Genomic DNA, 23,848 nt, shown 5'->3' on the forward strand with positions numbered 1-23,848 from the left:
CGACGCAGTCAGCGCGGACAGGGCCGACTTCGAGGGGCCGCCCGATACCGCGGCCAGGTGCTGGCTCCGGATTGGCGTCGATCGCCTGTGTCGCAGCGAGACCTCACACTCTCGTCGTGGCAAGCACTGAGGCATCGAACACCCCGTCCGCAACGCCCGCGGAGACGACGTCCGCGCTGTACCCGGGGTTGGGCGGACGCTGGCTGGTGAGGACCAGGCGCAGTTCGCACGTCTGGGACTTGGACGCGTCGACCTACCAACGGCTGCCGGGGTCCACGGCCAAGCGCATGCCGCATGACGGCCGGGAGTTGCGGATCACCCGAGTGACGGCGTGGCCGGCGGTCGGCCGGTCGGCGTTGGTGTTCTTCGACGATCCGCACCTGGACGCGCTCGAGCACTGGCGGCAGTGCTCGACCATCCAGAGCATCACCCGACTCGCACCCGGCGAACCCTCCGAAGACCAACCCCAACGCTGAAGCAGCGGTCCTTGCCACCATGCGCTGATCCGGCCCGGATGAGCCACGCCGCGGTGAATGCACGGGCGGTTTGGGCTGCCCCCCTTGCGGGGGACGAAGCCGCACCGAGGGGTAGCGGCGCGCACCAATCCATCCGAGCGGTGCGCCGCGTCGCCGGCCAGCAAGCCCGCCGGCCGGGACGCCTAGCCCGTGGAGGGCTCATGTCACCAAACGAGCAGTTCGATCAGGCCCCGGACGACCTGCCTCCCGGCGGGTCGAGCGTGATGCCGCTGCCGCCTCGGCTCGCGGTTGCTGTCGCCCGACGGCACGCGCTGGCCGCGCACTGGGCCGAGTCCATGGCCCATGGCGGCCCGGGCGCGGAGATCTTCCAGGAGTTGGCCGACCTGGAAGAGGCCATCGCCGAGGCCTGGCCCCGCTTCTGGGACGAGCACGCCCATGACTGGGCGATCCGCGACGCCGGGCTGATCCACAGTGAGGCGACGCCTACCGCCGCCTGCCGCACCTGCACCCTGCAATCGGCAGCGTGGAGGCGCGAGGCTGCCTGACCGCAGCGTCGGTCAGCAACGTTGGTGATCTCGAGGAGGGGCGGAACAGCAGATCCGCCCCTCCCTCACGTCCGGGAAACGGGGGCGATTGCGCCGGCCGGCGGCCTTCGGACCGGTCACGACGTCCCGCACCGACGTCGAAGGCGCAATCATGTCCATCCACCCGTCCTTCACTGCCACGCCGACCGTGGCCACGCCGTCCCCGGTCCTCGCGAAGCCGGAGAGCACCACCGACCGGACACCCATCGTCCCCGACAGCGCGCGGGAACACGCGCCGAAAGACGCGCGCAGAGCAGGCTTCACCGCGAACAGTCCCGCAACACCCATCACCGCCGACACCCGGCCCACGCTGCAGCAGTTGACGCTGCCGGGGCCGCGGCGAGATGACGAGGGCCGTGGCGGCGCGATGGCCGGGCTCAACCTGATGCGGCTGATCATCCGCTGCCCACTGTTGCCGGCCTGGTCGAGCCGCATCATCCGCTCCCGCAAGGGGCGCCCCTCGGGACTGAAGAAGCCCGACCTGTTCTGGACCTTCTACCTCCTCGCGACGCGGGAGTTCGGCAGCCACGAACAGCTGGACCAGGAGCTGAAGACCCACTGGTCGGCGATCCGCGACGAGTTCTGGTTCGAACATGGCGTCCTGCTGCCCGACGCGAAAGCGGACGGGGAGGTGTACGGCTACATGGACTTCAAGAGCTGGCGCAAGCACAACGTCATCGAGGCCGGCCGGGTCGAGGCGATGCTGCGCCAACTCACCGTTGTCTCGGCGCCGCTGGCCGCCGCCATCCGCGCCGCCGAGGAACCGACCGGCGCCGTGCGCGACCCGCTGAACCCAATGCCGTGGGACTGCCTGTCCGCCGACGGCACCGTCATGGACACCGCCTCCAGCGTGTACGAGCACAGCTACGTCGACCAGGACGGTCACACCGTGAAGAAGATCCAGGGAAGCCGCGCGAAGACAGGCAAGCCCCGGCTGTACCAGCCGACGCGCAACACCGGCCACAAGCGCTCCGGCGGCGGTCGCGGTCTGTTCAACGTCGCCGCGGTCACCAAGGGCGTCGACACCTACACCCGCGTCGCGCTCGGCGTCGCCATCGGCGACCACACCCAGGGCGAGGTGCCCATCGCGATGGGCCTGCTCGAGCAGATCTACGACGTGGTCGGCAACCAGTTCCCCGTCCTGCTCTACGACGGCGCGCTCACCCCCGTGTTGTGGCACGAGCTCACCCGCCGCTACGGCATCTACTGCGTCAACGCCAACTACGCCCGGCCTCGGCAGAAGGGCGAGCCCGCCTTCGACGCGCCGGACGAGCTCCTCGGCGCCCCGGCCGGTGCCGGCAAACGGCTCTACGGCCGACGCCGCAACGACCCCAAACGCACCTACATCACCGGGCTGCCACCCGAACGCCACACCGGGCCGGACGGCCACACCCACCTGCATCACCTGGTCGCCGACGACGGCGGCGTCTACGAGCTCGACCGGGCGTGGCGCCGCAGCGACCCCGGCGTCCGCCAGCAGCTGCTCGTCCCAACCCGCCTCGAGCGGTTGGTCGACGACCGGGACGAGTACTACTTCGCGGTCACCCTGACCGGAAAGTGCACGCACAGCAGTTTCGACGTCACCTTCCACCTGCGCGACCACCAGCCCGAGCCCGGCGGGGAGCTGTCCTGGAAGTCGCAGGTCGCCAACATCCGGATCTTGCCCGAGGCGCTGATCGAGCGCTACGCGGTCGTGTTCGGTCGCCGCAACCAGATCGAGTCGTTCTTCTCCTGGCTGGAGCAGCGGTTCCGGCACAAGGACCGTCACGCCTCCTACGGCATCGACTCCGAACGCCTCGACCTCGCCGCCGTCGCCCTGCTCGAGAACGTCCGGGCCTGGGGGCACCTCGCGCTACGCCACCCCCGCCACGCCGAAGCCCTCGCCGCGCAGCTCGCCGAGATCGCGCACACCACCACCGTGGCCGGCGACTCCCCGCCCACCCCAACGCCCCGGCGCTCGGTCCTGGACGGCAGCCCGTCCACGCCGATCGTCCGGGCGAGTGTGCCCGTCGGCGTGCCCGTCACGCTGCCTCGTGTCGAGGTGCCCGCAGGCGTCGGAGCGTGGCCTGCCGGTCGGAGGCAGTAGCGGCGTGGTGGGCGGCCAGGGCGTTATTGAGCAGCCCGTAGCACAGGACGTCGAGCAGCTGCCGGGCCGCGCCCAGGCTCATCGCCCGGTCCACCAGCAGGCTGCGCTTGAAGTGGGCGTTGAACGCCTCGGCGTCGTTGCGCAGCCCGTACAACCGGGTGAAGTCCTCCTCGCCCTCGGCGATGACGCGCACCGCATCGGCGCGGCGGTGATCCGGGTCCCCGGGTTCGCCGTGCGGGGTCACCCAGGCCAGGAACACTCCCTGCGGGCAGGGGATCTCGTAGGCGACGTTGAAGTGGTAGCCACCGTGCAACCGGCGGGACCGCTTGACCTGTTTGCGGGGCAGCCGGCTCACCACGACCGGGGTGCCGGCGTCGTCGGTGCCGATCTCACTGACCGCACCGTCGACCGCGGCCAGGGTGTGCCGGCAGACGCCGGTTGGGGTGTCGTGTTCCCACTGGCCGAGCGGGTGCCAGCGTGGCGCCGCCGGGGGTTTCTGCTGGCCGGCGGCGCGCTGCTTACGGCTCCGGGTCTTGCTCGAGGCGTGGACCTTGTTGACCACCAGCAGCCCGCACTCGCGCATCAGCTCGTCGATGTGCACCCCGCGCAACGCGCCGTCGTAGACGACGACCTGCATCCCCGCCCCGGCCACCACGTGCAATGCCTTGATGCCGGCCACGGCCGCCTCGGCCTCGCCGCCGGGGCGTTCGGTCCGATGGACGCCGAGCACGACCCGCTGATGCGCCCGGTCGCCCCGGGCGTAGAGGGCCACGAAGTTCTGCCCGTGGACTGGGCCGGCGTGGCCGTGGAAGTCGGCGGCGTCCGGGTCGAAGCGGCGCCGCGGCGACGCGATCGGGTTGCCGTCCGGGTCCAGGTACTCGACCTTGGTGAGGCCGGTGGCCGGGTCGGTGACCCGCCGGGCCGCCGGCGGCCGGTACATCGGCCGCACCACGGTGCCGTCGCCGTAGACGGTGCGGCTGCGGTCCGGGTGGGTCAGCGACCCGGGCCCGTCCGGCCGCAGCAACCCGAGCTGCCGGGCCTGCTCGACCGCGGCGCGGGTGAACTCCTCCCGCAGCGCGTCCAACACCTCGGGGTCGGTGAAGTAGTGGTTGCGGGCGTACTTCCACGCGTCCCACCCCGGTGGCACCGGGCCGGCCGGCGAGATCTCCAGCTCCGGGTCCTCCGCCCGCATCCAGTCGGCGGCGTCGAGGATGAGCTGCCAGGTGCCGGGGTGGCGCAGCTCGTTCTCCACCCGCACCCCCGACCGGTACACCCGGGCCAGCACCCCGTACCCGAGCAGCACCCACGCCGGGTGCTGCGCCGGCCGGCCGGTGCCCTGCCGCGTCGGCAACAGCGCCGCCAGCCGGTACAGCGCCGGCAGCGAGAACACCGCCCGGACCTGATCGGCGGTGGTCAGCACCTCGCTGCGCACCGCCCGCAGCTTCCTCATCGGCCCTCCCCTCCCCGGCTGCGGCGACCTCGACCGGTCGCGGCGGCCCGCCAGTCGAGGCCGATGTCGGTCGCGGCCTCGTCCAGCGACCGGTGCCCGAGCGCCAGCGCCGCCTGCTCGATCGAGCCAGTCCGCTCGTAGATGACGCGCCCGGCCCAGTGCCGCACCGACCCCGGCCGCACGTCCGGCTCCCGGCCCAGGCCGGCCTGGTTCAACACCGCCCGCAGCGCCGTGCAGGCGGCCGCCTGCGCCTTCGCCCCGCCCGGCGGCCGGCGCCCGCCGTAGGCCAGCAGCGTCTGCCCGTCCGCGCCGGCCGCGTGCAGCTCCACCACGCGCCGCGCGACGACCGCCCGACCCCACTCGCTCAGCACGCCCACCCTGGGCTCGTGCCGGCGGGTGCCTGGCAGCGCCACCCCGGTCGCTCCGACCCCATGGCGGACGTCGGCGACCCGCACGGCCGCGATCTCGCTGCTCACCGCGGTCGCTTCGGCCAGCGCCCACACCGTCGCCCGCACCGGTGACCACAGCTGCGGATGCCCGTACGCGCTCAACCGGGCCAGGCCGAGCTCGTCGTCGGTCAGCGGCCTGGCGGCCAGCTCGCCGCGCGGCGGCAGCTGCAGGTCGAGCGTCGGGTCGCCGTTCGCCAGTCCGAGCGCGCGCAGTGACCGGTACAACGCCCGCAGCGCGGTCCGCCGCGCGTGCATCGTCGCCAACTGCGGCGCCCTCCCGGACCCGGTAGCCGCCCGGACGAACTCCTCCGCCTGCCGCGGCGTCACCGCCGCGAACGACGACGTGCCCCGGAAGGCGAGCCGCTGGGCGAACCGCGACACCGTCTCGCCCATCCGAAGCTGCGTCTGCTCGGTCAACGCCACCGAACTCGCCCAATGCGCCTGGACCCGCGCGAGCGTCTCCTTCAAATCACACCGTGTGCCGGACGTGTTGCACCCCGAACCCGGCGACGCCGTCCTGCTCAGATGGCTGGACACCTCTTGCGTCGACATCACCCGTCGGCCCATCCCGACCCCTTCCCGGCCACCGATTGGACGGCCGAAGGGTGCGGGCCACCGACGTCACGGCATTCGCTCGGCGGGGTCGTCGCGCTGCGAGCCGTGGCTGATTGCGCCGCGGCCTTGGTCGGCGACGTTCAGTCACGCACTACGCGGCAGCACCTTGAGAACTCCACAGTGGAAACCACGGCGGCCTGGCCCTCGGTCGGCGGACGGCGCGAGAAAGGAGGTGATACGAGCTCGCCCGGCCCGCGAAACGGGCGCAAAGTCGAACGCCGTTCGCGCCTGAGGTTGCACGCTACTTCGCCGGACTCTAGCTGACCGTCAGCGAGCGCCGCGGCGACGCAACGACGCGTTTCGCAGCTGCCATCCGCTGAACGGCGTCGTGGGTCGTTGGACACACGTCGCGGATACGGCACTGTAGCTACAGTTAGGCTACAGTTGAGCCGATGGAGGAGTTGTGCTGACGCTTCCCGCTCCTGACCGCCGCCCCCTGCCAAATGCGGCGTTGTCCCTTGTCGTCACGCAAGTCAGGTTCGACGCGCGGGCTGACGCGGTGTCCGGAGAGGTCTTGGAGGCCCTTCGCGGCCGCCTGGACGAAGCGGGCCACCGGTACACCCAGATGGACCAGCTATCAGCTCGCGATCTGATCGTCGGTCCGGCCGGGCCGATCGCGGAGACATCTGCGGTGCGCAAAGGTTGGCGGCTCGCCACGCCCGACAACCGATGGCAGCTGAGTCTGCTACCTGACTCGCTCTCGGTGGAGACAGCGCAGTTCGAGACGTTCGACGAGATGCTGCCCAGGGTCACGGCTGCACTGGACGCGCTGTCTGGCGTTGATAGGCCCACGGTGGTTACGCGTGTAGGTCTGCGCTTCATAAACCAACTCGAGTCGCCGCATCCCCTCAGCGGCATTGCGGATTGGCGGCCCTGGTTGGCGCCGGCGCTGCACGGAGCACTAGCAGATGACACTCTCCGCGACGGCGTCGTGGCCGCCGAACAGCGGATGGTGCTGGCCGTCGATGATTTCGTGCGCTCCGCTGTACGGTCCGGGCCGCTGGTCCACGACGGTGAGACTGCACGCTATCTACTCGACATCGACAGTTTCGTCGAGATGTCGGAGCTGTGGCGAACCGTCGACCTTCCAGGATTGATTTCCCGCCTGAACGACGTGAGCGTGTCGGTGTTCCAGCACCTACTATCGCCGAGGATGATCAGCTACCTGCAGGGCCACGAGGGAGGCGAGTCATGAGCGTTGCCGAGTTTGTCGACGAGGTGACCGGCGTGCCCACTGACGACCTGTGGACGCCCTACTCCAGCACCGGCCTCCTAGATGCGCTCCACGGCCGGCACCCCCGGGTGCTCGTCGTGCTCGACCAAACCCTCGAGCAGACCCCGGTGACCCCGTGGCCGCTACGGGCGCGACTCATCTCGGTGCCCGAGGCGTTATCGGTCGTTCCAGGGGCAAGCGGCGCGCCACCGCACCCAGGGGTTGTGGCGACACGGGAACTTGTGTCGTGGCTTGCTCGACCCCAGGCGGAGATCCTGCAGCTAGTCGGACTCGCCGAGTCGACTGTTGCGTATTGGCGGAATACGCCAACCGCCGAGATGAAGCCGAACAAGGGCGGTCGACTTCTCCGACTACACGCCGTGGTAGGGCTTCTCGTGGAGCACTTTGGAGTCGATGCGGTCCGGCGTTGGATGCGCGAGCATTCGTATTTCGACACCCTCGCCCCGGGTGAGGAGATGGTCGCGACCATCGAACGTGATGGTTACGCACGCCTTCGGACGATGAGGCCGCCGCGTCGGGCAGTATCGGAAGCGGATTGGGACGCCGCCGAAGCCGCCTGGCACAAGGGCGAGGCCGAGGAGGCTCGCCGGGAGCTGAATGACGGCCAGATCGCCATTGCCCCCGAAGAACCGGCCGCGCGGTAAGCGACCGTCCCGCGGACCCGCTTGGCCGTGGGACGACACGCCGGCGAACGAGAAGCTCATCGCAGCCAACCTCGCGACTGCAAGGAAGGCGGCAACCGCGCTCGGCCGCGTCGGCAGGCTGCCGACAGCCGACGACGTCCGCGACTGGCACATCGCCGCCCTGTCCGGCGTCCGGGTGGCCGACTCGTCCGTGGTGGGGCGCTTTCGCGGGGAGGACCCGGGCCCCACGACAGCGGTCGCCTACGTCGGGCTCATGGCCGGCTTGGCTCCGGCCGGGGTGCCGAAGGCAATCCACCGGTTCTTCCGGCAATTAGCGTCGCGCGTCGACCAGCTCGATCCCCGGCGCGATGAGGACGGAGGGTTGAGCGACGACCTCTACGACGATGTGCTCGACCTTCTAGCCTGGGTGCATGGGCAGTGGGTTCGAATCCACCCCTTCGTGAACCTCAACGGGAGCACCGCTCGCCTTCTGACGGTCTCGGTCGCCGCGTACTTCGGCCTACCGTTGCCGCTGCCCGGGAAGCCCCGCCCCACGAAGACCTTCGGGAGCGGGCTCGGGCTGAGCATCGAGTACGGACACGCCGCTGGGCTGCAGATGGCCGGAACGGATGAACCGATGCGTCTGTACCTTGCACAACTCCTTGCATGAGATGCCCCCACCGCGCAGTCCGCCACGCCACCGGCTCCCGGGCTCCTGACCGCAGGCGGACCCGGACCGCGGCGTCGGTGTGCGCGGGCGTATGGATTGCGCCGGAGCTGAGTCACGCAATTCGGAGCTGCTGCTCCTGACTGGTGATGTGCCATCCGTTGCAGGATCCGCAGTAGTACTTCCGTCGCTCGCCTCGCCGGCTCGAGTCGCCGGTGAGTTCCGCGATAGCGCGTGCGGTCGCAGCACGATGCACTGCCTGCGTCGCGCTGAGCTGATCTGGGAACCGAACCTTGCGTGTTACGGGGCACCTGCTTACCGGCGGTACCCCGTGACGCCGTCCGTGCGTCACAACACGACAACCGCGGTCAAGGCCGCCGCGCTGACACCGGCGGCGCCGACGACCGTCCAGCGCAGCACCTCCTTCGCGACCTTCACCTGTGTGGAGTCGGACTGCTGCGGCGCCATCTGGTCGAAGAACTCCCGGACGTCCCCCGCGAATCCGCCGACGACCGGGACCGAATAGATCCCACCGGTCGGTCGGGATTGCTTGGCGATCTCGATCTCGCCGCGTTCCATGGTGACCACTTCCAATCCCTGAGCTGGCTGACTTGTTGTCAGTAGTTGGAGAATTGCACGGCCAGCACGGTTGCGCAACTACTTCAAACAAGTGAGTTGTTGTAATCTGTAGACGTGGATCCAGTCGCTCTCGCTCGAGCGCAAGCCGAGACCTATCGGGTTGCCGCCGATGCTGACGAAGCGCTCGTCGTGGGGCCCGGGTGCCCCGACAACGCACGTCTGGGTGAATACCTCAAGGCACTGCGTGTGCAGGCCGGGTTCGCCTCCCGGGCCCAGGCTGCCGATGCCCTGGGGCTGTCGAGCGAGTACTTGCGGCTCGTCGAGAAGGGTGAACGCACACCCGCCCTCGGGCAGCTGCGCAACTTCTTGACTGTCTACAGCGCGGACGGCGCCGTCGAAAAGCCGCTGGCGAACGGTGCGCGCCCGGACCTGGTGCTCTTCAATCCTGCCGACGGTAAGACCGCGGTCGTCGAGTTCAAAAGCCGCATTCGCGAGGCGCGCCGTCCGGTGGTGCTCGACACGAACGTCATCGCGGAGGGATTGGCGACGTTTGCGGAAGTGCAGAAGCGCCTACTTGAATCGATCAACCCGGACGGTGCGAGGCAGGGGCTGGCCGTGGTTGCGGCAGCGCAGAAACGCCTACTGGAATCGATCAACCATGACGGTCCCGGGCAGGGCGAAGTGGTCCCGGCAGAAGCATCGTTCCAGCGCGACGCGCTGATCGGATCGATCGTAGGGCGACTAGCCGTCGCGGACGCCACCACGCTGAAGAAGATCGCCGAGCTGCTCGACTCGGTGCAGGCTTCCGCGACAGAGTTGGAGGCCCCGGAGGCAACCCGACCCGGTCCCGCGTGAGTCGCAGGCAGTATTCGTGCGGCTAGACCGAAACTCGGCACCGACCCTCCGCGACGGCTGGCTGGCAGCCGTTGGCCCGGCGTTCCAGTCCGAGAGTGGGAGCGTTCCATGATCGGCACGCCGACGTCTTCGGACTGCGAGTGAGCGCTCGAGGTCGAAGATCAGGACGGACCGCAAATGCTGGGGTAGAGCGACTTTCTCCCATACGCCAGAGGCCCGGGGGACAGGGACCTTGCTCGGGACAACCCTCAGGTGAACCCTCGGGAAAGCCTCGTCCCCATTCCGCCGACGTCCAGTGTGGCAGACGGGACCCAGCGTGCTGTACGCACGGACGAGGCCGAAGGGACGACCTGCCGGAGTCCCGACCCGGCGAGCGTCCGGCGAACCTTGTGGGCGAGTCGGCCGTCACGCACACCTCGCCCGCGAGGGCGTCGACGCCCTCGCAGCGGGATTCGCCGGGTAGATCGTCAGCAAGAGCGGGGCCGCGTGCGACCCGATCGAGACGGCGACTATCGAACGCTGTGCTGGTGGAACTGCCCGAAGCGGTGCTCGTCGTGGTGCCAGCCGTGCACGGGTAGCACCAGCACCACGGCCAACGCCGAAGCCAGAAGCGCGGCGGTGAGCATTGCGGCCCGACCCCGTCGACCCGGTACGCCGCCCCTGGATGCCACGCGCTGGGTGCGGCCGCTCATGAGGAAGACGGCCGGAACGAACCGCGCGAGCAGGTGCAGTCCGGTGCAGACCGCGAACAAGACGAAGAACGCCTGGTGAATCGTGATCGGGCTGACCTGCTGGCCGAGCAGCGCGAACAGGGACTGCTGGCTCTGTTCCTCGCCGATCGCTATCAGTGCGATACCTGACCCCAGCACTCCGAGCGTCGTGAAGACCACGAGCGGTCCGAGGAGGCGCAGCAGGGTCGGCGGCGGCCCGGCGCGCACGTACGCCGCCTGGCCGGTGTAGTACCGCACGATCCGCCATCCCGTGCTGGCGGACTTCATCAGGGTCAGAGCGACCATGACGATGCCGATGCCGACGTGCCAACCGATCAACCCGGTGACGTCGAGCAGGGTGACCAGTTCGGCGATGATGACGGCGAGCAGCAGGACTCCCGTCCAGGCGGTCAGCCGGGCGTTGCCGGCCGGCCCGCCGCTGCGCGGCAGGACGGGATCGTGGCGGCCGCCGCGGCCGATGGCCTCGGCCACGACGCCGTCGAGCAGGGCGTAACCAGAGGGGCCGGATGTCACGACCGCAGTGTGCCCGCGCGAGCTGAGAATCCGGTTGCTGACGGCGTCCGGCGACCGCGGGCCGACGCTCGAACCGGGTGCTCGTCCATGGGCCGGGTGATCCAGGTCGCCGAATCGTCGCTGGTACTCGGCTTGAGGATTCGCATTGGCCCGGGCTGGGATGATTCCCGCATGCTGATTTCGACGGGGGCGGCGCTCGGCATGGCAGTAACCGCGTTGGGGATGGTACTGACGCCGGGACCGAACATGATGTACCTGGTGTCGCGCAGCATCAGCCAGGGCCGGACGGCCGGCCTGATCTCACTGATCGGCACCGGAGTCGGCTTCATCGTGTACATGACGATGGCCAACGTGGGGCTGGCGGTGGTGTTCGTCGCGGTGCCGTGGTTGTTCATCGGGTTCAAGGCCGCCGGCGCCGCCTACCTGGGTTACCTGGCATGGCAGGCATTGAAGCCCGGCGGCCGGGGCCTGTTCGAGACCCGCGAGCTCGGACGGGACTCGTCGGCGAAGCTGTTCCAGATGGGCCTGATCACCAATCTGCTGAACCCCAAAGCCGCGATCATGTATCTGGCGCTGATCCCGCAGTTCATCGACCCGCGCCGGGGTCACACGGTCGAGCAGGGCTTCAGCCTCGGCGCGGAGCAGATCGCCGTCAGCATGACCGTGAACGCCTTGATCGTGATCGCTGCCGGTGCGATCGCCGGGTTCATCCGGCACCGCCCGAGCTGGGCGAGCTGGCAACGCAGGATCACGGGCACGCTGCTCGGCGGGGTCGCGCTGCTGCTCGCGCGCGAGGTGCCTGCCCGAGCGCGCGTCTAGCGGCGGAATCACCAACAGACTCGAACCAAGGCGGCCGCTGTGCGGATACCGAAGCGGAGGCCGCATCGACGGGAGGTCCCGTCAGCCGCGGGCCCTGGTGAGGCCCAGATAGACCGGCCGGTAGGACGAGAGCCGATGCGCCTTGCCGTCCACCCAGTTCGAGCACACGGTGACCAATAGCCCGCCGCCGGAAACCCTGGCCTCCGGATGCGCGCTCGCCATGTACCGGACCTGGCCGGACGCAGGCGCGGGCACCGCGCCGATCACCTCGCGCGTGTACGGACCGCGCGGCGCCGGAGCATCCAGCCGCACGATCGCCCGGCCGCTCTTGGTCACGTAGTGCCAGCCGTCCGGATCGGCGTACGCACTGCCCCCGGCCGGTCCGATCGCGTCAGCGACCGGACGGCGGCCCAGCGACCACTCGCCGCGTGCCGCGCCGGCCGCCGTCGCGGTCGCCACGTACAGCGCGCGCCGCAGCCCGGTGCCGGAGATGCCGTACATCACGATCGTCGAGCCGCGCCGCGCGAACCCGGTGCCCCACACGATGTTGTCCTTGAGCGCCGGCCATTTCGCCAGCCAGTGCGAGAACCGCAGGTCGCCGTCGGGCTCGAGCGTCACGATCGCGCCGCGCAACCCGACCTGTCGAAAGCACAGCCCGCACGCGCCGGTGAGCTTCTGCTGCCCGGTCGCGACGAGCAGATGAGTGTTGTCCAGCGCAATCGCGCCGGACGGCCAGGAGATCCGCGCCGGGTTGTCGTTGGGCAGTAACTGCGCGCCGCGCGCGGACACGTGGAAGCACCCCGCGTCCTGTACCACGGCGCTGGAATGGACCAGGCCGGAAAGGTGCGCGGGGTCAGGGCCGGTGAGGGTGTCCCCGTACAGCCAGACGATGCGTCCATCGGGCATCGGCACCGAGACGGACAGGTCGGCAGCGCCCCATTGCTGGCTCGGCAGAGCGCCGAGGGCGGCGGCGAACGCCGCGGGAGTATCGGGAGCGGGCTTGGCGCATCGGGCGATTGCGGGAGCGGAGCGTGCGCTGGTCGCCGCGGCACCCGCCGGCCCCGAGGTCCTGGAGGCGGGCGCCGTCGGAGCAGTCGGCGACGGCTGAGCGGACGAGCACGCGGTGGTGAGGATCGCGAGCAGGACGCACCCGGCGAGAAGCCGCAGCATGCCTCGGGCGGTGAACGGTGTCCGGCCGCGGGGTCGGCGGCACGTCACCCCGCACGCGTACCGACCTGGACGAGCACGTGACGTGCTCATCAGCGAGCGTGACCGACTTCTCGGTCAGCCGACATCCGGAGCGGTCGGCACCCCGGTTCTGCCCCCGCGGCGGTCGAGGGCGGCGGCGCGGACCGGCATGCGCGGCGGCGGAATCGCGCGCCGGCGTGCTCTGATCCTCACGCCTTCATGATCGGCACGCCGGACGGCGTCCTTAGTCCGCGGCCGTGCTCCGGTCCGGCCGGCGGGGGAGAGTCAGCGCGCGGGTCAGCCCTGCTTGTTGCCCAGCGCGACCAGCACGCCGGCCAGTGCGAAGTACTTGTTGCTGCCGAGATCGGCGATCGTCTTGATGCCGAGCGCCTCGCGCAGCTGTTCGTCGTGCTTCTCGGTCAGGCCGGCGAGCGCGGACGGCGGTGCGGCGAGGATCTCGTCCAGCGACTTGTTCTCGTACGCCTTGTCCAGGCCCTTTTCGAGGTTGACGGAGATTGCCATGGTCCGGTCCTTCCCTCGTCCGGCCGCTGCTGCGGCACGGTCCTGCGCGCCAGCCTTGCCCATCACCGGCGGCCGGGCAAGAGCGGTGCGATCGCCGGCCACGCGACGGTGAGTTCACCGTGCCGCGCGCGGTCGGTCCGCACCGGCCAGCGGTCCTGCAACCCGGTGCAGGCGGCGATCCAGCGCTGTCGCCTGCCGAACGGGGCGAGCGCTGCCGCCGCGTCCCACGCCGCGTCCAGGTCGCTCAGGAAGGCGTGGATCGGCTGCCCCGGAACGTTGCGGTGGATCAGCAGCTTCGGCAACCGCTCGGCCAGATCACCCGGGCGCACAAGGGATTCGACGCGGCAGGCGAGCGTGAGGCTCACCGGCCCGGACGCGTCGAGCAACACCCAGCCGGCCAGCCGGCCGAGCTCGTCGCTGGTGCCTTCGACGATCAGGCCGCCCGGGGCGAGCCCGGCCCGCATCCGCGTCCACGCCTCGGCGGCCGCGTCCTCGTCGTACTGGCGCAGCACGTTCGCGGCCCGTACCAGGTCGGGGCGGTGCGCGGCGAACTCGAAGCCGCCGCGGGCGAAGGTCAGCCGCGGTGGCGCGGCGGCGGGCAGGGCCGTGGCCACCCGCATCGGGTCGAGCTCGAGGCCGAGCACCCGCACGTCCGGGCAGACGCGCTGCAACCGTGCCGCCAGCTCGATCGAGGTGATCGGGCTCGCCCCGAAGCCCAGGTCGACGACAAGCGGCGCCTCGACAGCGCGCAGTGCCCCGCCCAGCGTCGCGGTGATCCAGTTGTCCATGCGGCGCAGCCGATTCGGGTTCGTGGTGCCGCGCGTCGGCAACCCCAGTACGCGAGCGCGGCCGGCCGCCAGCCGGGACCGCGACTTGCGGGGTGCGTTGATCACGAACGCAAAGGGTAGCGTCGCGGATCGTGCCCGACCTGCTCGCCGACCTGACCACGCTGCGCCTCGGCGGACCCGCCGCACGCACGGTCACGGTGGCGAGCGCGGACGAGCTGGTCGATGCCGTGCAGACCGCCGACGCCGCCGGTGAACCGGTGCTCGTGGTCGGCGGTGGCAGCAACCTGGTGGTGGCCGACGCGGGTTGGCCCGGCGCGGTGATCGTGATCCGTAGCGAGGGAATCGGCTGGACCGGGCTCGGCGACCGCGTGAGCGTCACGGCACAGGCCGGCGTGGTCTGGGACGACCTGGTCGCGATCACGGTCCGGGAAGGCTGGTCCGGGCTCGCGCCGATGTCGGGAATCCCCGGCCTCGCCGGCGCCACGCCGATCCAGAACGTAGGCGCGTACGGCAGCGAGGTCGCCGACGTCATCAGCACGCTGACCGTGCTCGACCGGCGCACCGGCGCAGTCGAACGGTGGGATCCGGACCGGTGTGGATTCGGCTTCCGCACCAGCGCGTTCAAGCACACCGACCGGTACGTGGTACTCGACGTGACGTTCGAACTGGTTCGCAGCGAACTGAGCGGCCCGGTGCGCTACCTCGAACTGGCCCGCCGGCTCGGCGTCGAGCCGGGCGAACAGGTTGCGCTGGCGCGGATGCGCGAGGTCGTGCTGGACCTGCGACGCAGCAAGGGCATGCTGCTGGACGCGGTCGATCACGACACGTGGAGCGTCGGCTCGTTCTTCGTCAACCCGTTCGTCGAGCCGGGCCTCGTCCCGGACGGCTGCCCGCACTGGGTGGTCGACGAGCAGGTGAAGCTGTCCGCCGCCTGGCTCATCGAGAACGCCGGCTTCGGCAAGGGGTTCAGCGGCGGACGCGAGCACGTCAGCGTCTCGACCAAGCACACCCTCGCGCTCACGAACCGGGGCGGCGCGACGACCGCGGAGCTTCTCGATCTCGCGGCCGAGATCCGCACCGGCGTCCAGGCCCGGTTCGGCGTCACGCTGCGCCCCGAGGCGCACCTGGCCGGCGTCACGCTCTGATTCGCCCGTGACGGCCCCGATCCCACTGCCGGCCCCGGTGCCGAAGGCAACTGCGCGCCGGCTCGTGGTCGCCGATTCGTGCTGTGCCGTGACTCGGGCATGATTTGCGGGGTACACGTGTTACGTCAGCCACGGGTCGGCACAGGAGAGGGGCGACGGGTGCATCGCATCGCGCGCGCTGGCCTCCCCCGACGGGTCGCCATGCTCAGCGTGCACACCTCCCCGCTGGACGCCCCCGGCGGTGGCGACGCGGGCGGCATGAACGTCTACATCGTCGAGACGGCCAAACGGCTGGCGGCCGACGGCGTCGAGGTCGAGATCTTCACCCGCGCGACGTCCAGCGACCAGCCGCCGCGGGTCGAGCTGGAGCCGGGCGTGCTCGTCCGGCACGTGACCGCCGGGCCGTTCGAAGGGCTGGCCAAGGGCGACCTGCCGGCCCAGCTGTGCGCCTTCACCGCAGGTGTGATGCGCGCCGAGGCGTTCCAGGACCCGGGCTGGTACGACGTGATCCACTCGCACTACTGGCTGTCCGGGCAGGTCGGCTGGCTGGCCCGCGAGCGTTGGGGTGTGCCGCTCGTGCATTCGGCACACACCCTGGCCAAGGTAAAGAACGCGCTGCTCGCGGCCGGTGACGTCCCCGAGCCGCGGGCCCGCATCATCGGCGAGGAGCAGGTGGTGGCCGAGGCGGACCGGTTGATCGCGTCCACCGCCGAAGAGGCCGACGAGCTGGTCAGGCTCTACACGGCCGACCCGGCACGGGTGCGGACGATCGCCCCCGGCGTCGACCTGGACACGTTCACGCCCGGCGACCGGGCCGCCGCGCGGTCGGCCCTCGGGTTGCGCGCGGACGTGCCGACGCTGCTGTTCGTCGGGCGGATCCAGCCGCTGAAGGCGCCGGACGTGCTGTTGCGCGCCGCGTCGCTGCTGCAGGCCCGCGTGCCCGCACTGCAGGTCGTCGTGCTCGGCGCACCCAGCGGCTCCGGCCTGGACGAGCCGAACTGGCTCACCGGCATCGCCGATTCGCTGTCGCTGCAGGACACCGTCCGCTTCGTCCCGCCGGCCGACCGGGCTACCGTCGCGCAGTTCTACCGCGCCGCGGACCTGACCGTCGTGCCCAGCTACAACGAGTCGTTCGGATTGGTCGCGCTCGAGTCGCAGGCCTGCGGAACCCCGGTGGCGGCCGCAGCCGTCGGCGGGCTGACGACCGCGGTGGCCGACGGAGTCTCCGGGGTGCTCGTCGACGGGCACGAGCCCGAGCAGTGGGCCAAGGTGCTGGGCGATCTGCTGTGTGCGCCCGCCGAACTCGCGCGGTTGACCGACGGCACCCGGGCGAACGCGGAGCGGTTCAGCTGGACGCGCACCACGAGCGCCCTGATCGACGCGTACGCCGAGGCGATCGGCGCGCTGCGGAGTCAGGCCGTGGCTCGGTGAGCGACCGGGCGAGCGCGCAGGACGTGATCGCCGACGTGCTGCACGATCAGGAGCTCGAGCACGAGCGGCTGGACGAGCGCACCTTCGCCGTCGCGCTCCCCGGCGAGAAGCGGCTGAAGACGGCTTGTGTGCTGACCGTGGCCACGCACGCGCTGGAGATCGAGGCGTTCGTGATGCGCAAGCCGGACGAGAACGCGGAGCAGGTGTACGCCTACCTGCTGCAGCGCAACGCCCGCATGTACGCGGTGTGCTGGGCGATCGACTCGGCCGGGGACGTCTACCTGACCGGCCGTGTGCCGCTGTCGTCGATCACACCCGAGGAGATCGATCGCATCCTGGGCTGCGTGCTCGAGTACGCCGACGGCACGTTCAACACCCTGCTCGAGATGGGCTTCGCGACCTCGATCCGCCGCGAGTGGGCCTGGCGGGTCAAGCGCGGCGAGTCGCTGGCGAACCTGCAGGCGTTCAAGGCCTTCGCCGAACGCCCCGCCGAGTGAACGATGCCCGGACCGCCACGCTGTGGGGGTGTTCACGGCTGGCAGGATTGAGGGCGTGCCGACCCTGATCCTGCTCCGCCACGGCGAGAGCGACTGGAACAACAAGAACCTGTTCACCGGCTGGGTGGACGTCGACCTGAGCGAGGCAGGCGTGGCCGAGGGCCGCCGCGGCGGCGAACTGCTGCGCGAGCACGGCTTGCTGCCGGACGTGGTGCACACGTCGTTGCTGCGCCGCGCGATCCGCACCGCGAACATCGCGCTGGACGTCGCCGACCGGCACTGGCTGCCGGTGCGTCGCTCGTGGCGGCTCAACGAACGGCACTACGGCGCCTTGCAGGGCAAGGACAAGGCGCAGGTTCGCGACGAGTTCGGCGACGAGCAGTTCATGCTGTGGCGCCGCTCGTACGACACCCCGCCGCCGCCGCTGGCCGACGACGACCCGCACAGCCAGGTCGGCGACGCGCGGTACGCGGATCTGCTGGACAGCGTGCCGCGCACCGAGTGCCTCAAGGACGTCGTGGCGCGGCTGCTGCCGTACTGGTACGACGCGATCGTGCCCGACCTGCGCAACGGCACCGTGCTGGTGGCCGCGCACGGCAACTCGCTGCGGGCGCTGATCAAGTACCTGGACAAGATGTCCGACGACGCCGTGGTCGCCCTGAACGTGCCCACCGGCATCCCGCTGCGGTACGAGCTGGACGCGAGCACGATGCTGCCGACCCGGCCCGGCGAGTACCTCGACCCGGACGCCGCGGCCGCCGCGATCCAGGCCGTCGCAAACCAGGGCAAGAAGTAGCGTCTCGCGGGGTCGTCGCGGTTCCGCCGGTCACCTCGCCGGACCTCGACGTTCGGCGCGCGCGGAGGCGGTCCGTACCATCGTCGGCGTGTGGGGCTTCGCGATCGCGGTCGGTGTGATGTGCCTGGTGCTCGGCGTGTTCGCCGGGGTCAGGCTGTCCGAGCGGCGGGCCGCCGACCGCGCGGCTCGGGCCCCGCAGCCCTCGGCGAGCCGGCCGCGTCTCGTCGCACAGCTTCCCGCGTTGTCCTCGCTCGTCATCGAGGCGCTGGACAGCGGCGTCGTGGTGCTGGACGAGCAGGAGCGGGTGGTGCTGGTGAACCCGGCGGCGCGCGCCATGGACGTCGTCGCGGTCGACCAGCTGGCGTTCGAGCCGCTGCGCGAGGTCGCCCGCCGTGCCCGCGAGGTGGGCGGCGCGATCGCCGAGGCCGTCGATCTGCCGATCGGCCGGCTGGGACGCGAACCGATCGCGCTGGCGGTCACCGCGGTGCCGATCAGTGACGGGCAGAACCCGAATTCGACCGCGCTGCTGCTGACCGACCTGAGCGAGCAGCGCCGCCTGGACGCGGTGCGCCGCGACTTCGTCGCCAACGTCTCGCACGAGCTGAAGACGCCGGTCGGGGCCCTGACCCTGCTGGCCGAGGCGGTTCAGGACGCCGCCGACGCTCCCGAGGCGGTGGCCCGCTTCGCCGGCCGGATGCAGCACGAGAGCTCCCGGCTGGCCAAGCTCGTCGGCGAGCTGATGGAGCTGTCCCGGGTGCAGGGCGTCGATCCGATGCCGGGCGGCTCCGAGGCCGACGTGGCAGTGCTCGTCGCCGACGCCGTGGATCGCGAGCGGCTCGCTGCGGAAACGGCGTCGATCGCCATCGACGTGCAGTGCGAGGACGACCTGGTGGTGCGCGGCAATGCCGAGCAGCTCACCGCCGCGATCGCGAACCTGGTCGAGAACGCGGTCGCCTACAGCGAGCCGGACACGAGGGTCAGCGTCACCGCGCGTGCCGGGGCCGATCACCAGGCCCGTCCGATCGTCGACATCGTGGTCACCGACCAGGGCATCGGGATCGACAGCACCGACCAGGACCGCATCTTCGAGCGCTTCTACCGCGTCGACCCGGCACGCTCGCGGGCCACGGGTGGCACCGGCCTCGGCCTGGCGATCGTCAAGAACATCGTCACCAACCACCTCGGCCGGGTCAGCGTGAGCAGCGTCCCGGGTGCCGGCTCGACGTTCACGATCCGTTTGCCGCGCGTTCACTCAGTTGCTGGATCGTCGGTGCTGGAGCCGGAGGTCGGCGCCGCATCGTCCGTGTGAAAGGGGTCAGGTGACCCGCGTACTGATGGTCGAGGACGAGGAGTCCTTCTCCGACGCGCTGTCCTTCCAGCTGCGCCGTGAGGGTTTCGAGGTGGAGATCGCCGCGGACGGCCACGACGCCCTGACGGCTTTCGACCGGGGCGGCGCGGACATCGTGCTGCTGGATCTCATGCTGCCGGGACTGTCCGGCACCGAGGTGTGTCGCGCGCTTCGCGCCAGGTCGGCCGTGCCGATCATCATGGTCACCGCGCGGGACGCGGAGGTCGACAAGATCGTCGGGCTCGAGCTCGGCGCAGACGACTACGTCACCAAGCCGTACTCCTCACGCGAGTTGATCGCCCGGATCCGCGCCGTGCTGCGCCGCGGCATGGAGCCGGACGAACTGTTGCCTTCGGTGGTGGAGGCCGGGCCGGTGCGGATGGACGTCGAGCGGCACACCGTCTCGGTCGAGGGGCGGCCGGTGGCGATGCCGCTGAAGGAGTTCGACCTGCTGGAGCTGCTGCTGCGCAACGCCGGACGGGTGCTCACCCGCGGCCAGCTGATCGACCGGGTCTGGGGCTCGGACTACGTCGGCGACACCAAGACCCTCGACGTCCACGTCAAACGGCTGCGCGCCAAGATCGAGCCCGATCCGGGAACGCCCAAGTACCTGGTGACCGTGCGGGGGCTGGGTTACAAGTTCGAGGCCTGAGTAGCGGCCGCTGCCGCGGTCGCGGGATGGACGGCGACCAGCCCGAGCTTGAGCCGGTCGGCGCACAGCCGGGCCAGCTCGTCGTACGCGGCAGGGCCGAGCAACGCCGTCAGCTCCGGGGCGTACGAGGCGTACATCGGCTCGCCGCCGACGTGCGCCTCGGGCGAGGACGTGCAGTACCAGTCCAGGTCGTGGCCGCCCTCGCCCCAGCCGCGCCGGTCGAACTCGCTCACCGTCGAGCGCAGGATCCGCGTCCCGTCCGGACGGTCGACCCACTCCTGCTCGCGGCGCACCGGCAGCTGCCAGCACACCTCCGGCTTGGTCTCCAGCGGGTTGCGGCCCTGCCGCAGGGCGAGCGCGTGCAGTGCGCAGCCGATGCCGCCCGGGAAGCCCTCGCGGTTGGCGAAGATGCAGGCGCCGTCGACCACGCGGGTCTTCTTGCGCCGCTCGTCCTCGACCTCGTCCTTGACGAAGATGTCCAGCTTGGGCCGGCCGGACGCGCGCGCCTCGTCGTAGAACTGCCAGATGTCCGGCGTCAGCTCCTGGGCGTACGCGCGCACCCGCTTCTCGTCGGCGCGATCGGAGAAGAACGCGCCGTGGTTGCAACACCCGGTGCTCGCCTGGCCGGCGATCGTCCCGTGACAGCCGCGGCCGAAGATGCAGGTCCACCGCGAGCACAGCCAGGTCAGGTCTGCCCGGATCCAGTGCGACTCGTCGGCCGGGTCGGCGAACTCGATCCACTCGCGCGGGAAGTCGAGCGGGACCTCGGCGACGTGATCAACGGCAGGCACGGTGTTCAGCGTAATAGTCTTCGCGAATGCGGCTCGGTGTGCTGGACGTGGGGTCCAACACCGTGCACCTGCTCGTGGTCGACGCGTACCGCGGTGCCGAGCCGACGCCGCAGCGCTCGCACAAGAGCGAGCTGCGCCTGTTCGAGCTGCTCGGCCGCGACGGCGAGCTGGCCAAGCGCGACGTGTCCGCGCTCGTCGACGCGGTGGCCGAGGCGAAGAAGGAGGCCAAGGCGCTCGACTGCGACGAGCTGCTCGCCTTCGCGACCTCGGCGGTGCGTGATGCCGGCAACTCGGCCGCGGTGCTCGAGCGGGTGCTGGCACAGACCGGCGTCGAGCTGGCCGTGCTGTCCGGCGAGGACGAGGCCCGGCTGACCTTCCTGGCCGTGCGCCGCTGGTACGGCTGGAGCGCCGGCCGGCTGATCTGCCTGGACATCGGCGGTGGCTCGCTCGAACTCGGCGCCGGAAGCGACGAGGACCCGGACGTCGCCATCTCGCTGCCGCTGGGGGCGGCCCGGCTCACCCGGGACTGGTTCGACGCCGATCCGCCGGACAAGGGCCAGATCGCGGCACTCGGCGCGTACGCCGCCGAGCAACTCGCCGAGCCGGCGACCCGGCTGCTGGCCGGTGGGGCCCCGGACCGGGTCGTCGCGACCAGCAAGACGTTCCGCACGCTGGCCCGACTGGCCGGCGCCGCGCCCAGCTCGGCGGGCCCGCGCGAGCGGCGCACATTGACCCGGGTCGGGCTCACCCAGATCACGGCGTTCATCTCGCGGATGAACTCCGGCGACCTCGCGGAGCTGGACGGGGTGAGCGCCGGCCGCGCGCACCAGGTGCTGGCCGGTGCGGTGGTAGCCGCGGCGGCGCTGGATGCTTTGGGCGTGGGCGAACTCGAGCTGTGCCCGTGGGCGCTCCGCGAGGGTGTGATCCTGCGCCGGCTGGACTGGCTCACCGGCAGCTGACGCGGCCGTCCCGGCTACCCTGCGGCCATGGCCCACGATCCGTCGCACGCGCCGCGCGTGGCGGTCGGCCTGTCCACCGCCTCGGTGTATCCGGAGGGCACCGCGGCCGCGTTCGAGCTGGCCGGCAAGCTCGGCTACGACGGCGTCGAGGTCATGGTGTGGACCGACCCGGTCAGCCAGGACCCGTACGCGCTGCTCCGGCTCTCGCAGCACTACCAGGTGCCGATCCTGGCCGTGCACGCCCCGTGCCTGCTGATCACCCAGCGGGTCTGGACGACCGACCCGTGGGCCAAGTTGCAGCGGGCGCAGTTCGCGGCCGAACTGCTCGGCGCGAAGACGGTCGTCGTCCACCCGCCGTTTCGCTGGCAGCGCGACTACGCGCGCGGCTTCCGGCGTGGCATCGAGCAACTGGCCGGCGAGACCGACGTCCGGTTCGCGGTGGAGAACATGTTCCCGCTGCGGGTGCGGGGCCGCGAGATCTCCGCCTACCAGCCGAGCTGGGACGTGGCGGGCGGGGCCGAGACCGACGCCGGGGAGTACCGCGACTACACCCTGGACCTATCGCACGCGGCGGTGTCCCAGTCGGACGCGCTGGCGATGCTGGAGGCGATGGGTGATCGGCTCAGCCACGTGCACATGGCCGACGGCACCGGGCTGACCAAGGACGAACACCTGATCCCCGGGCGCGGGACCCAGCCGTGCGCCGAGGTGTTGCGCGAGCTTGCCGCGCGCCGGTTCGACGGCACCGTGATCGTCGAGGTGAACACGCGGCGCGCGTTGGACCGGGCAGAACGCGAACGCGACCTGGCCGAGGCGCTCGCGTTCTGCCGCGGGCAGCTGGCCGCGGCGGGCCGGCCGTCCGGCGCCGGGTCGCGTCCCATCGACCACGCGACGCCGGACTGACCACGCGACGCCGGACTGACCACCCGGCGCCGCTCTGACCACCACGTCCTCAGCCGGCCTTCGCCCTCTCGTTGAGTGGCGGCTTTCCGGTTGAGTGGCGGGCTATAGGTCGCCACTCAACGCCGAACCCGCCACTCAACGGGGACAACGGGGGAACTACGGGTGGACGATCGGGTGCCCGATAGCCTTCCAGGCATGTTGCGGACGGCGATCCTGGCGGCATCTCGCAGTGCGCGCGTGCAGCGCCTGGTCACCGCGGCGCCGGTGTCCCGCGGCGTCGTCAACCGGTTCGTCGGCGGTGCGGACACCGACGCGGCCGTCGCGGCCACCCGCGAGCTGGTGCACGCCGGGCTGACCGTCACCCTCGATCACCTCGGCGAGGACACCACCGACCGCCGGCAGGCCGTAGCCGTCGTCAGCGCCTACCGGCAGCTGCTCGGCCGGCTCGCCGACGCCGGGCTGACCGCGCGGCTCGGCCCGCTCACCGCGACGGCCGAGGTCAGCGTCAAGCTCAGCGCGATCGGCCAGGCGCTGGGAACGGACGGCGACAAGCTCGCGCTCGAGCACGCGCGCGAGATCTGCCAGGCCGCGCGGGCCGCCGGCGCCACGGTCACCCTGGACATGGAGGACCACACGACGACGGACTCCACCCTCGGCATCCTGCGCGAGCTGCGGGCCGACTTCCCGGACACCGGCGCCGTGCTGCAGGCCTACCTGCGCCGCACCGAGGGCGACTGCCGCGACCTCGCCACGGCCGGCAGCCGGGTCCGGCTGTGCAAGGGCGCCTACCGCGAGCCGGCGTCCGTCGCCTACACCAAGCGGCTGGACGTCGACCTGTCGTACGTCCGCTGCCTGAACGTGCTGATGGCGGGCGAGGGCTACCCGATGCTGGCCACCCACGATCCGCGGCTGATCGAGATCGGCGCCGAGCGTGCCAAGTTCTACGCGACCGAGGCGTTCGAGTTCCAGATGCTGTACGGCGTCCGGCCGGACGAGCAGCGCCGGCTCGCCGAGAACGGCAACACGGTTCGCGTCTACGTCCCCTACGGTGCGCAGTGGTACGGCTACCTCATGCGGCGGCTCGCCGAGCGCCCGGCCAACGTCGAGTTCTTCGCCCGGGCGCTCACCTCGCGGCACTGACTGGAAG

General features: G+C 71.0%; 25 protein-coding genes. 17 read left to right on the forward strand and 8 right to left on the reverse strand.

The annotated features are described in order from the left end of the window. Positions 1 to 116 precede the first annotated feature (116 nt). The 3 genes from M6B22_RS13365 (at position 117) to M6B22_RS13375 (ending at position 3,146) form a co-directional block, all read left to right on the forward strand. Positions 117 to 476 (forward strand): hypothetical protein, encoded by a 360-nt coding sequence (locus tag M6B22_RS13365; RefSeq protein ID WP_269442052.1) that lies wholly within the window; start codon positions 117 to 119, stop codon positions 474 to 476. 200 nt (positions 477 to 676) lie between these two features. Next, entirely contained in the window at positions 677 to 1,021 is a 345-nt protein-coding gene (locus M6B22_RS13370) for a hypothetical protein (RefSeq protein ID WP_269442053.1), read from the forward strand. Between the two features lie 151 nt (positions 1,022 to 1,172). After that, a complete protein-coding gene (locus tag M6B22_RS13375; protein ID WP_269442054.1) occupies positions 1,173 to 3,146 on the forward strand; it encodes a hypothetical protein in 1,974 nt (657 codons plus the stop codon). On the opposite strand, the gene M6B22_RS13380 is transcribed toward M6B22_RS13375, so the two are convergent. Continuing rightward, positions 3,082 to 4,596 carry a hypothetical protein gene (locus tag M6B22_RS13380; RefSeq protein WP_269442055.1) on the reverse strand — a complete coding sequence of 505 codons (1,515 nt, stop codon included), beginning with the start codon at positions 4,594 to 4,596 and terminating at the stop codon, positions 3,082 to 3,084. The two genes, M6B22_RS13375 and M6B22_RS13380, sit on opposite strands and share 65 nt — an antisense overlap. Then, on the reverse strand, positions 4,593 to 5,513 hold the full coding sequence (locus tag M6B22_RS13385; RefSeq protein ID WP_269442056.1) for a hypothetical protein: 921 nt from the start codon (positions 5,511 to 5,513) through the stop codon (positions 4,593 to 4,595). The genes M6B22_RS13380 and M6B22_RS13385 overlap by 4 nt, the downstream gene beginning before the upstream one ends. 550 nt (positions 5,514 to 6,063) lie before the next feature. Between M6B22_RS13385 and M6B22_RS13390 the strand changes: the two genes are divergently transcribed. Genes M6B22_RS13390 through M6B22_RS13400 form a run of 3 tightly spaced genes read left to right on the forward strand, consistent with a single transcriptional unit; the run spans position 6,064 to position 8,187 of the window. Then, entirely contained in the window at positions 6,064 to 6,855 is a 792-nt protein-coding gene (locus M6B22_RS13390; RefSeq protein WP_269442057.1) for a TIGR04255 family protein, read from the forward strand. Then, positions 6,852 to 7,538: a hypothetical protein gene (locus M6B22_RS13395; RefSeq protein WP_269442058.1), complete on the forward strand. Its 687-nt coding sequence runs from the start codon at positions 6,852 to 6,854 to the stop codon at positions 7,536 to 7,538. Before M6B22_RS13390 ends, M6B22_RS13395 begins: the two co-directional genes overlap by 4 nt. Continuing rightward, the gene (locus M6B22_RS13400; protein WP_269442059.1) at positions 7,492 to 8,187 is read left to right on the forward strand and encodes a Fic family protein; all 696 of its coding nucleotides are present in this window, start codon (positions 7,492 to 7,494) and stop codon (positions 8,185 to 8,187) included. Before M6B22_RS13395 ends, M6B22_RS13400 begins: the two co-directional genes overlap by 47 nt. A gap of 345 nt (positions 8,188 to 8,532) precedes the next feature. Here the strand turns inward: M6B22_RS13400 and M6B22_RS13405 are convergent, their stop codons facing one another. After that, a complete protein-coding gene (locus M6B22_RS13405) occupies positions 8,533 to 8,772 on the reverse strand; it encodes a hypothetical protein (protein ID WP_269442060.1) in 240 nt (79 codons plus the stop codon). Positions 8,773 to 8,877: 105 nt separating this feature from the next. On the opposite strand from M6B22_RS13405, the gene M6B22_RS13410 reads away from it, so the two are divergent. Further along, positions 8,878 to 9,618 carry a helix-turn-helix domain-containing protein gene (locus M6B22_RS13410; RefSeq protein ID WP_269442061.1) on the forward strand — a complete coding sequence of 247 codons (741 nt, stop codon included), beginning with the start codon at positions 8,878 to 8,880 and terminating at the stop codon, positions 9,616 to 9,618. A 509-nt stretch (positions 9,619 to 10,127) separates the two neighbouring features. On the opposite strand, the gene M6B22_RS13415 is transcribed toward M6B22_RS13410, so the two are convergent. Further along, positions 10,128 to 10,862: a hypothetical protein gene (locus M6B22_RS13415; protein WP_269442062.1), complete on the reverse strand. Its 735-nt coding sequence runs from the start codon at positions 10,860 to 10,862 to the stop codon at positions 10,128 to 10,130. 171 nt (positions 10,863 to 11,033) lie between these two features. On the opposite strand from M6B22_RS13415, the gene M6B22_RS13420 reads away from it, so the two are divergent. Next, positions 11,034 to 11,681: a LysE family translocator gene (locus tag M6B22_RS13420; protein ID WP_407935703.1), complete on the forward strand. Its 648-nt coding sequence runs from the start codon at positions 11,034 to 11,036 to the stop codon at positions 11,679 to 11,681. Between the two features lie 81 nt (positions 11,682 to 11,762). Here the strand turns inward: M6B22_RS13420 and M6B22_RS13425 are convergent, their stop codons facing one another. The 3 genes from M6B22_RS13425 to M6B22_RS13435 form a co-directional block, all read right to left on the reverse strand. Then, complete coding sequence (locus tag M6B22_RS13425; RefSeq protein WP_269442064.1) at positions 11,763 to 12,851, reverse strand: hypothetical protein; 1,089 nt, start codon at positions 12,849 to 12,851, stop codon at positions 11,763 to 11,765. Positions 12,852 to 13,166: 315 nt separating this feature from the next. Beyond that, a complete protein-coding gene (locus M6B22_RS13430) occupies positions 13,167 to 13,391 on the reverse strand; it encodes a hypothetical protein (protein ID WP_269442065.1) in 225 nt (74 codons plus the stop codon). Positions 13,392 to 13,453: 62 nt separating this feature from the next. Beyond that, positions 13,454 to 14,251 (reverse strand): class I SAM-dependent methyltransferase, encoded by a 798-nt coding sequence (locus M6B22_RS13435; protein WP_407935704.1) that lies wholly within the window; start codon positions 14,249 to 14,251, stop codon positions 13,454 to 13,456. A gap of 59 nt (positions 14,252 to 14,310) precedes the next feature. Between M6B22_RS13435 and M6B22_RS13440 the strand changes: the two genes are divergently transcribed. The 6 genes from M6B22_RS13440 to M6B22_RS13465 all read left to right on the forward strand — a co-directional run bounded on the left by M6B22_RS13440 (position 14,311) and on the right by M6B22_RS13465 (position 20,048). After that, positions 14,311 to 15,324, forward strand: a complete 1,014-nt coding sequence (locus tag M6B22_RS13440; protein ID WP_269442067.1) for a UDP-N-acetylmuramate dehydrogenase — start codon at positions 14,311 to 14,313, stop codon at positions 15,322 to 15,324. A gap of 201 nt (positions 15,325 to 15,525) precedes the next feature. Next, complete coding sequence (gene mshA / locus M6B22_RS13445) at positions 15,526 to 16,755, forward strand: D-inositol-3-phosphate glycosyltransferase (RefSeq protein ID WP_269442068.1); 1,230 nt, start codon at positions 15,526 to 15,528, stop codon at positions 16,753 to 16,755. Further along, positions 16,752 to 17,252, forward strand: coding sequence for a type III secretion system chaperone family protein (locus M6B22_RS13450; protein ID WP_269442069.1), 501 nt, complete (start codon positions 16,752 to 16,754; stop codon positions 17,250 to 17,252). Before mshA ends, M6B22_RS13450 begins: the two co-directional genes overlap by 4 nt. 55 nt (positions 17,253 to 17,307) lie before the next feature. After that, complete coding sequence (locus tag M6B22_RS13455; protein WP_269442070.1) at positions 17,308 to 18,048, forward strand: phosphoglyceromutase; 741 nt, start codon at positions 17,308 to 17,310, stop codon at positions 18,046 to 18,048. Between the two features lie 88 nt (positions 18,049 to 18,136). Then, positions 18,137 to 19,357 (forward strand): sensor histidine kinase, encoded by a 1,221-nt coding sequence (locus M6B22_RS13460; protein ID WP_269442071.1) that lies wholly within the window; start codon positions 18,137 to 18,139, stop codon positions 19,355 to 19,357. 10 nt (positions 19,358 to 19,367) lie between these two features. Continuing rightward, a complete protein-coding gene (locus tag M6B22_RS13465; protein ID WP_269442072.1) occupies positions 19,368 to 20,048 on the forward strand; it encodes a response regulator transcription factor in 681 nt (226 codons plus the stop codon). Here M6B22_RS13465 and M6B22_RS13470 read toward each other — a convergent pair. Beyond that, a complete protein-coding gene (locus M6B22_RS13470) occupies positions 20,030 to 20,839 on the reverse strand; it encodes a hypothetical protein (protein WP_269442073.1) in 810 nt (269 codons plus the stop codon). The genes M6B22_RS13465 and M6B22_RS13470 overlap by 19 nt on opposite strands. Positions 20,840 to 20,865: 26 nt before the next feature. Between M6B22_RS13470 and M6B22_RS13475 the strand changes: the two genes are divergently transcribed. From M6B22_RS13475 to M6B22_RS13485, 3 genes are all read left to right on the forward strand, one after another. Further along, positions 20,866 to 21,798 carry a Ppx/GppA phosphatase family protein gene (locus M6B22_RS13475; RefSeq protein ID WP_269442074.1) on the forward strand — a complete coding sequence of 311 codons (933 nt, stop codon included), beginning with the start codon at positions 20,866 to 20,868 and terminating at the stop codon, positions 21,796 to 21,798. A gap of 27 nt (positions 21,799 to 21,825) precedes the next feature. Continuing rightward, positions 21,826 to 22,701: a sugar phosphate isomerase/epimerase family protein gene (locus M6B22_RS13480; RefSeq protein WP_269442075.1), complete on the forward strand. Its 876-nt coding sequence runs from the start codon at positions 21,826 to 21,828 to the stop codon at positions 22,699 to 22,701. 195 nt (positions 22,702 to 22,896) lie between these two features. Further along, positions 22,897 to 23,841 carry a proline dehydrogenase family protein gene (locus tag M6B22_RS13485; RefSeq protein ID WP_269442076.1) on the forward strand — a complete coding sequence of 315 codons (945 nt, stop codon included), beginning with the start codon at positions 22,897 to 22,899 and terminating at the stop codon, positions 23,839 to 23,841. The last annotated feature ends 7 nt before the right edge of the window (positions 23,842 to 23,848 follow it).

Origin of the sequence: Jatrophihabitans cynanchi, from assembly GCF_027247405.1 — a bacterium.
Lineage (GTDB): Bacteria > Actinomycetota > Actinomycetes > Mycobacteriales > Jatrophihabitantaceae > Jatrophihabitans_B > Jatrophihabitans_B cynanchi.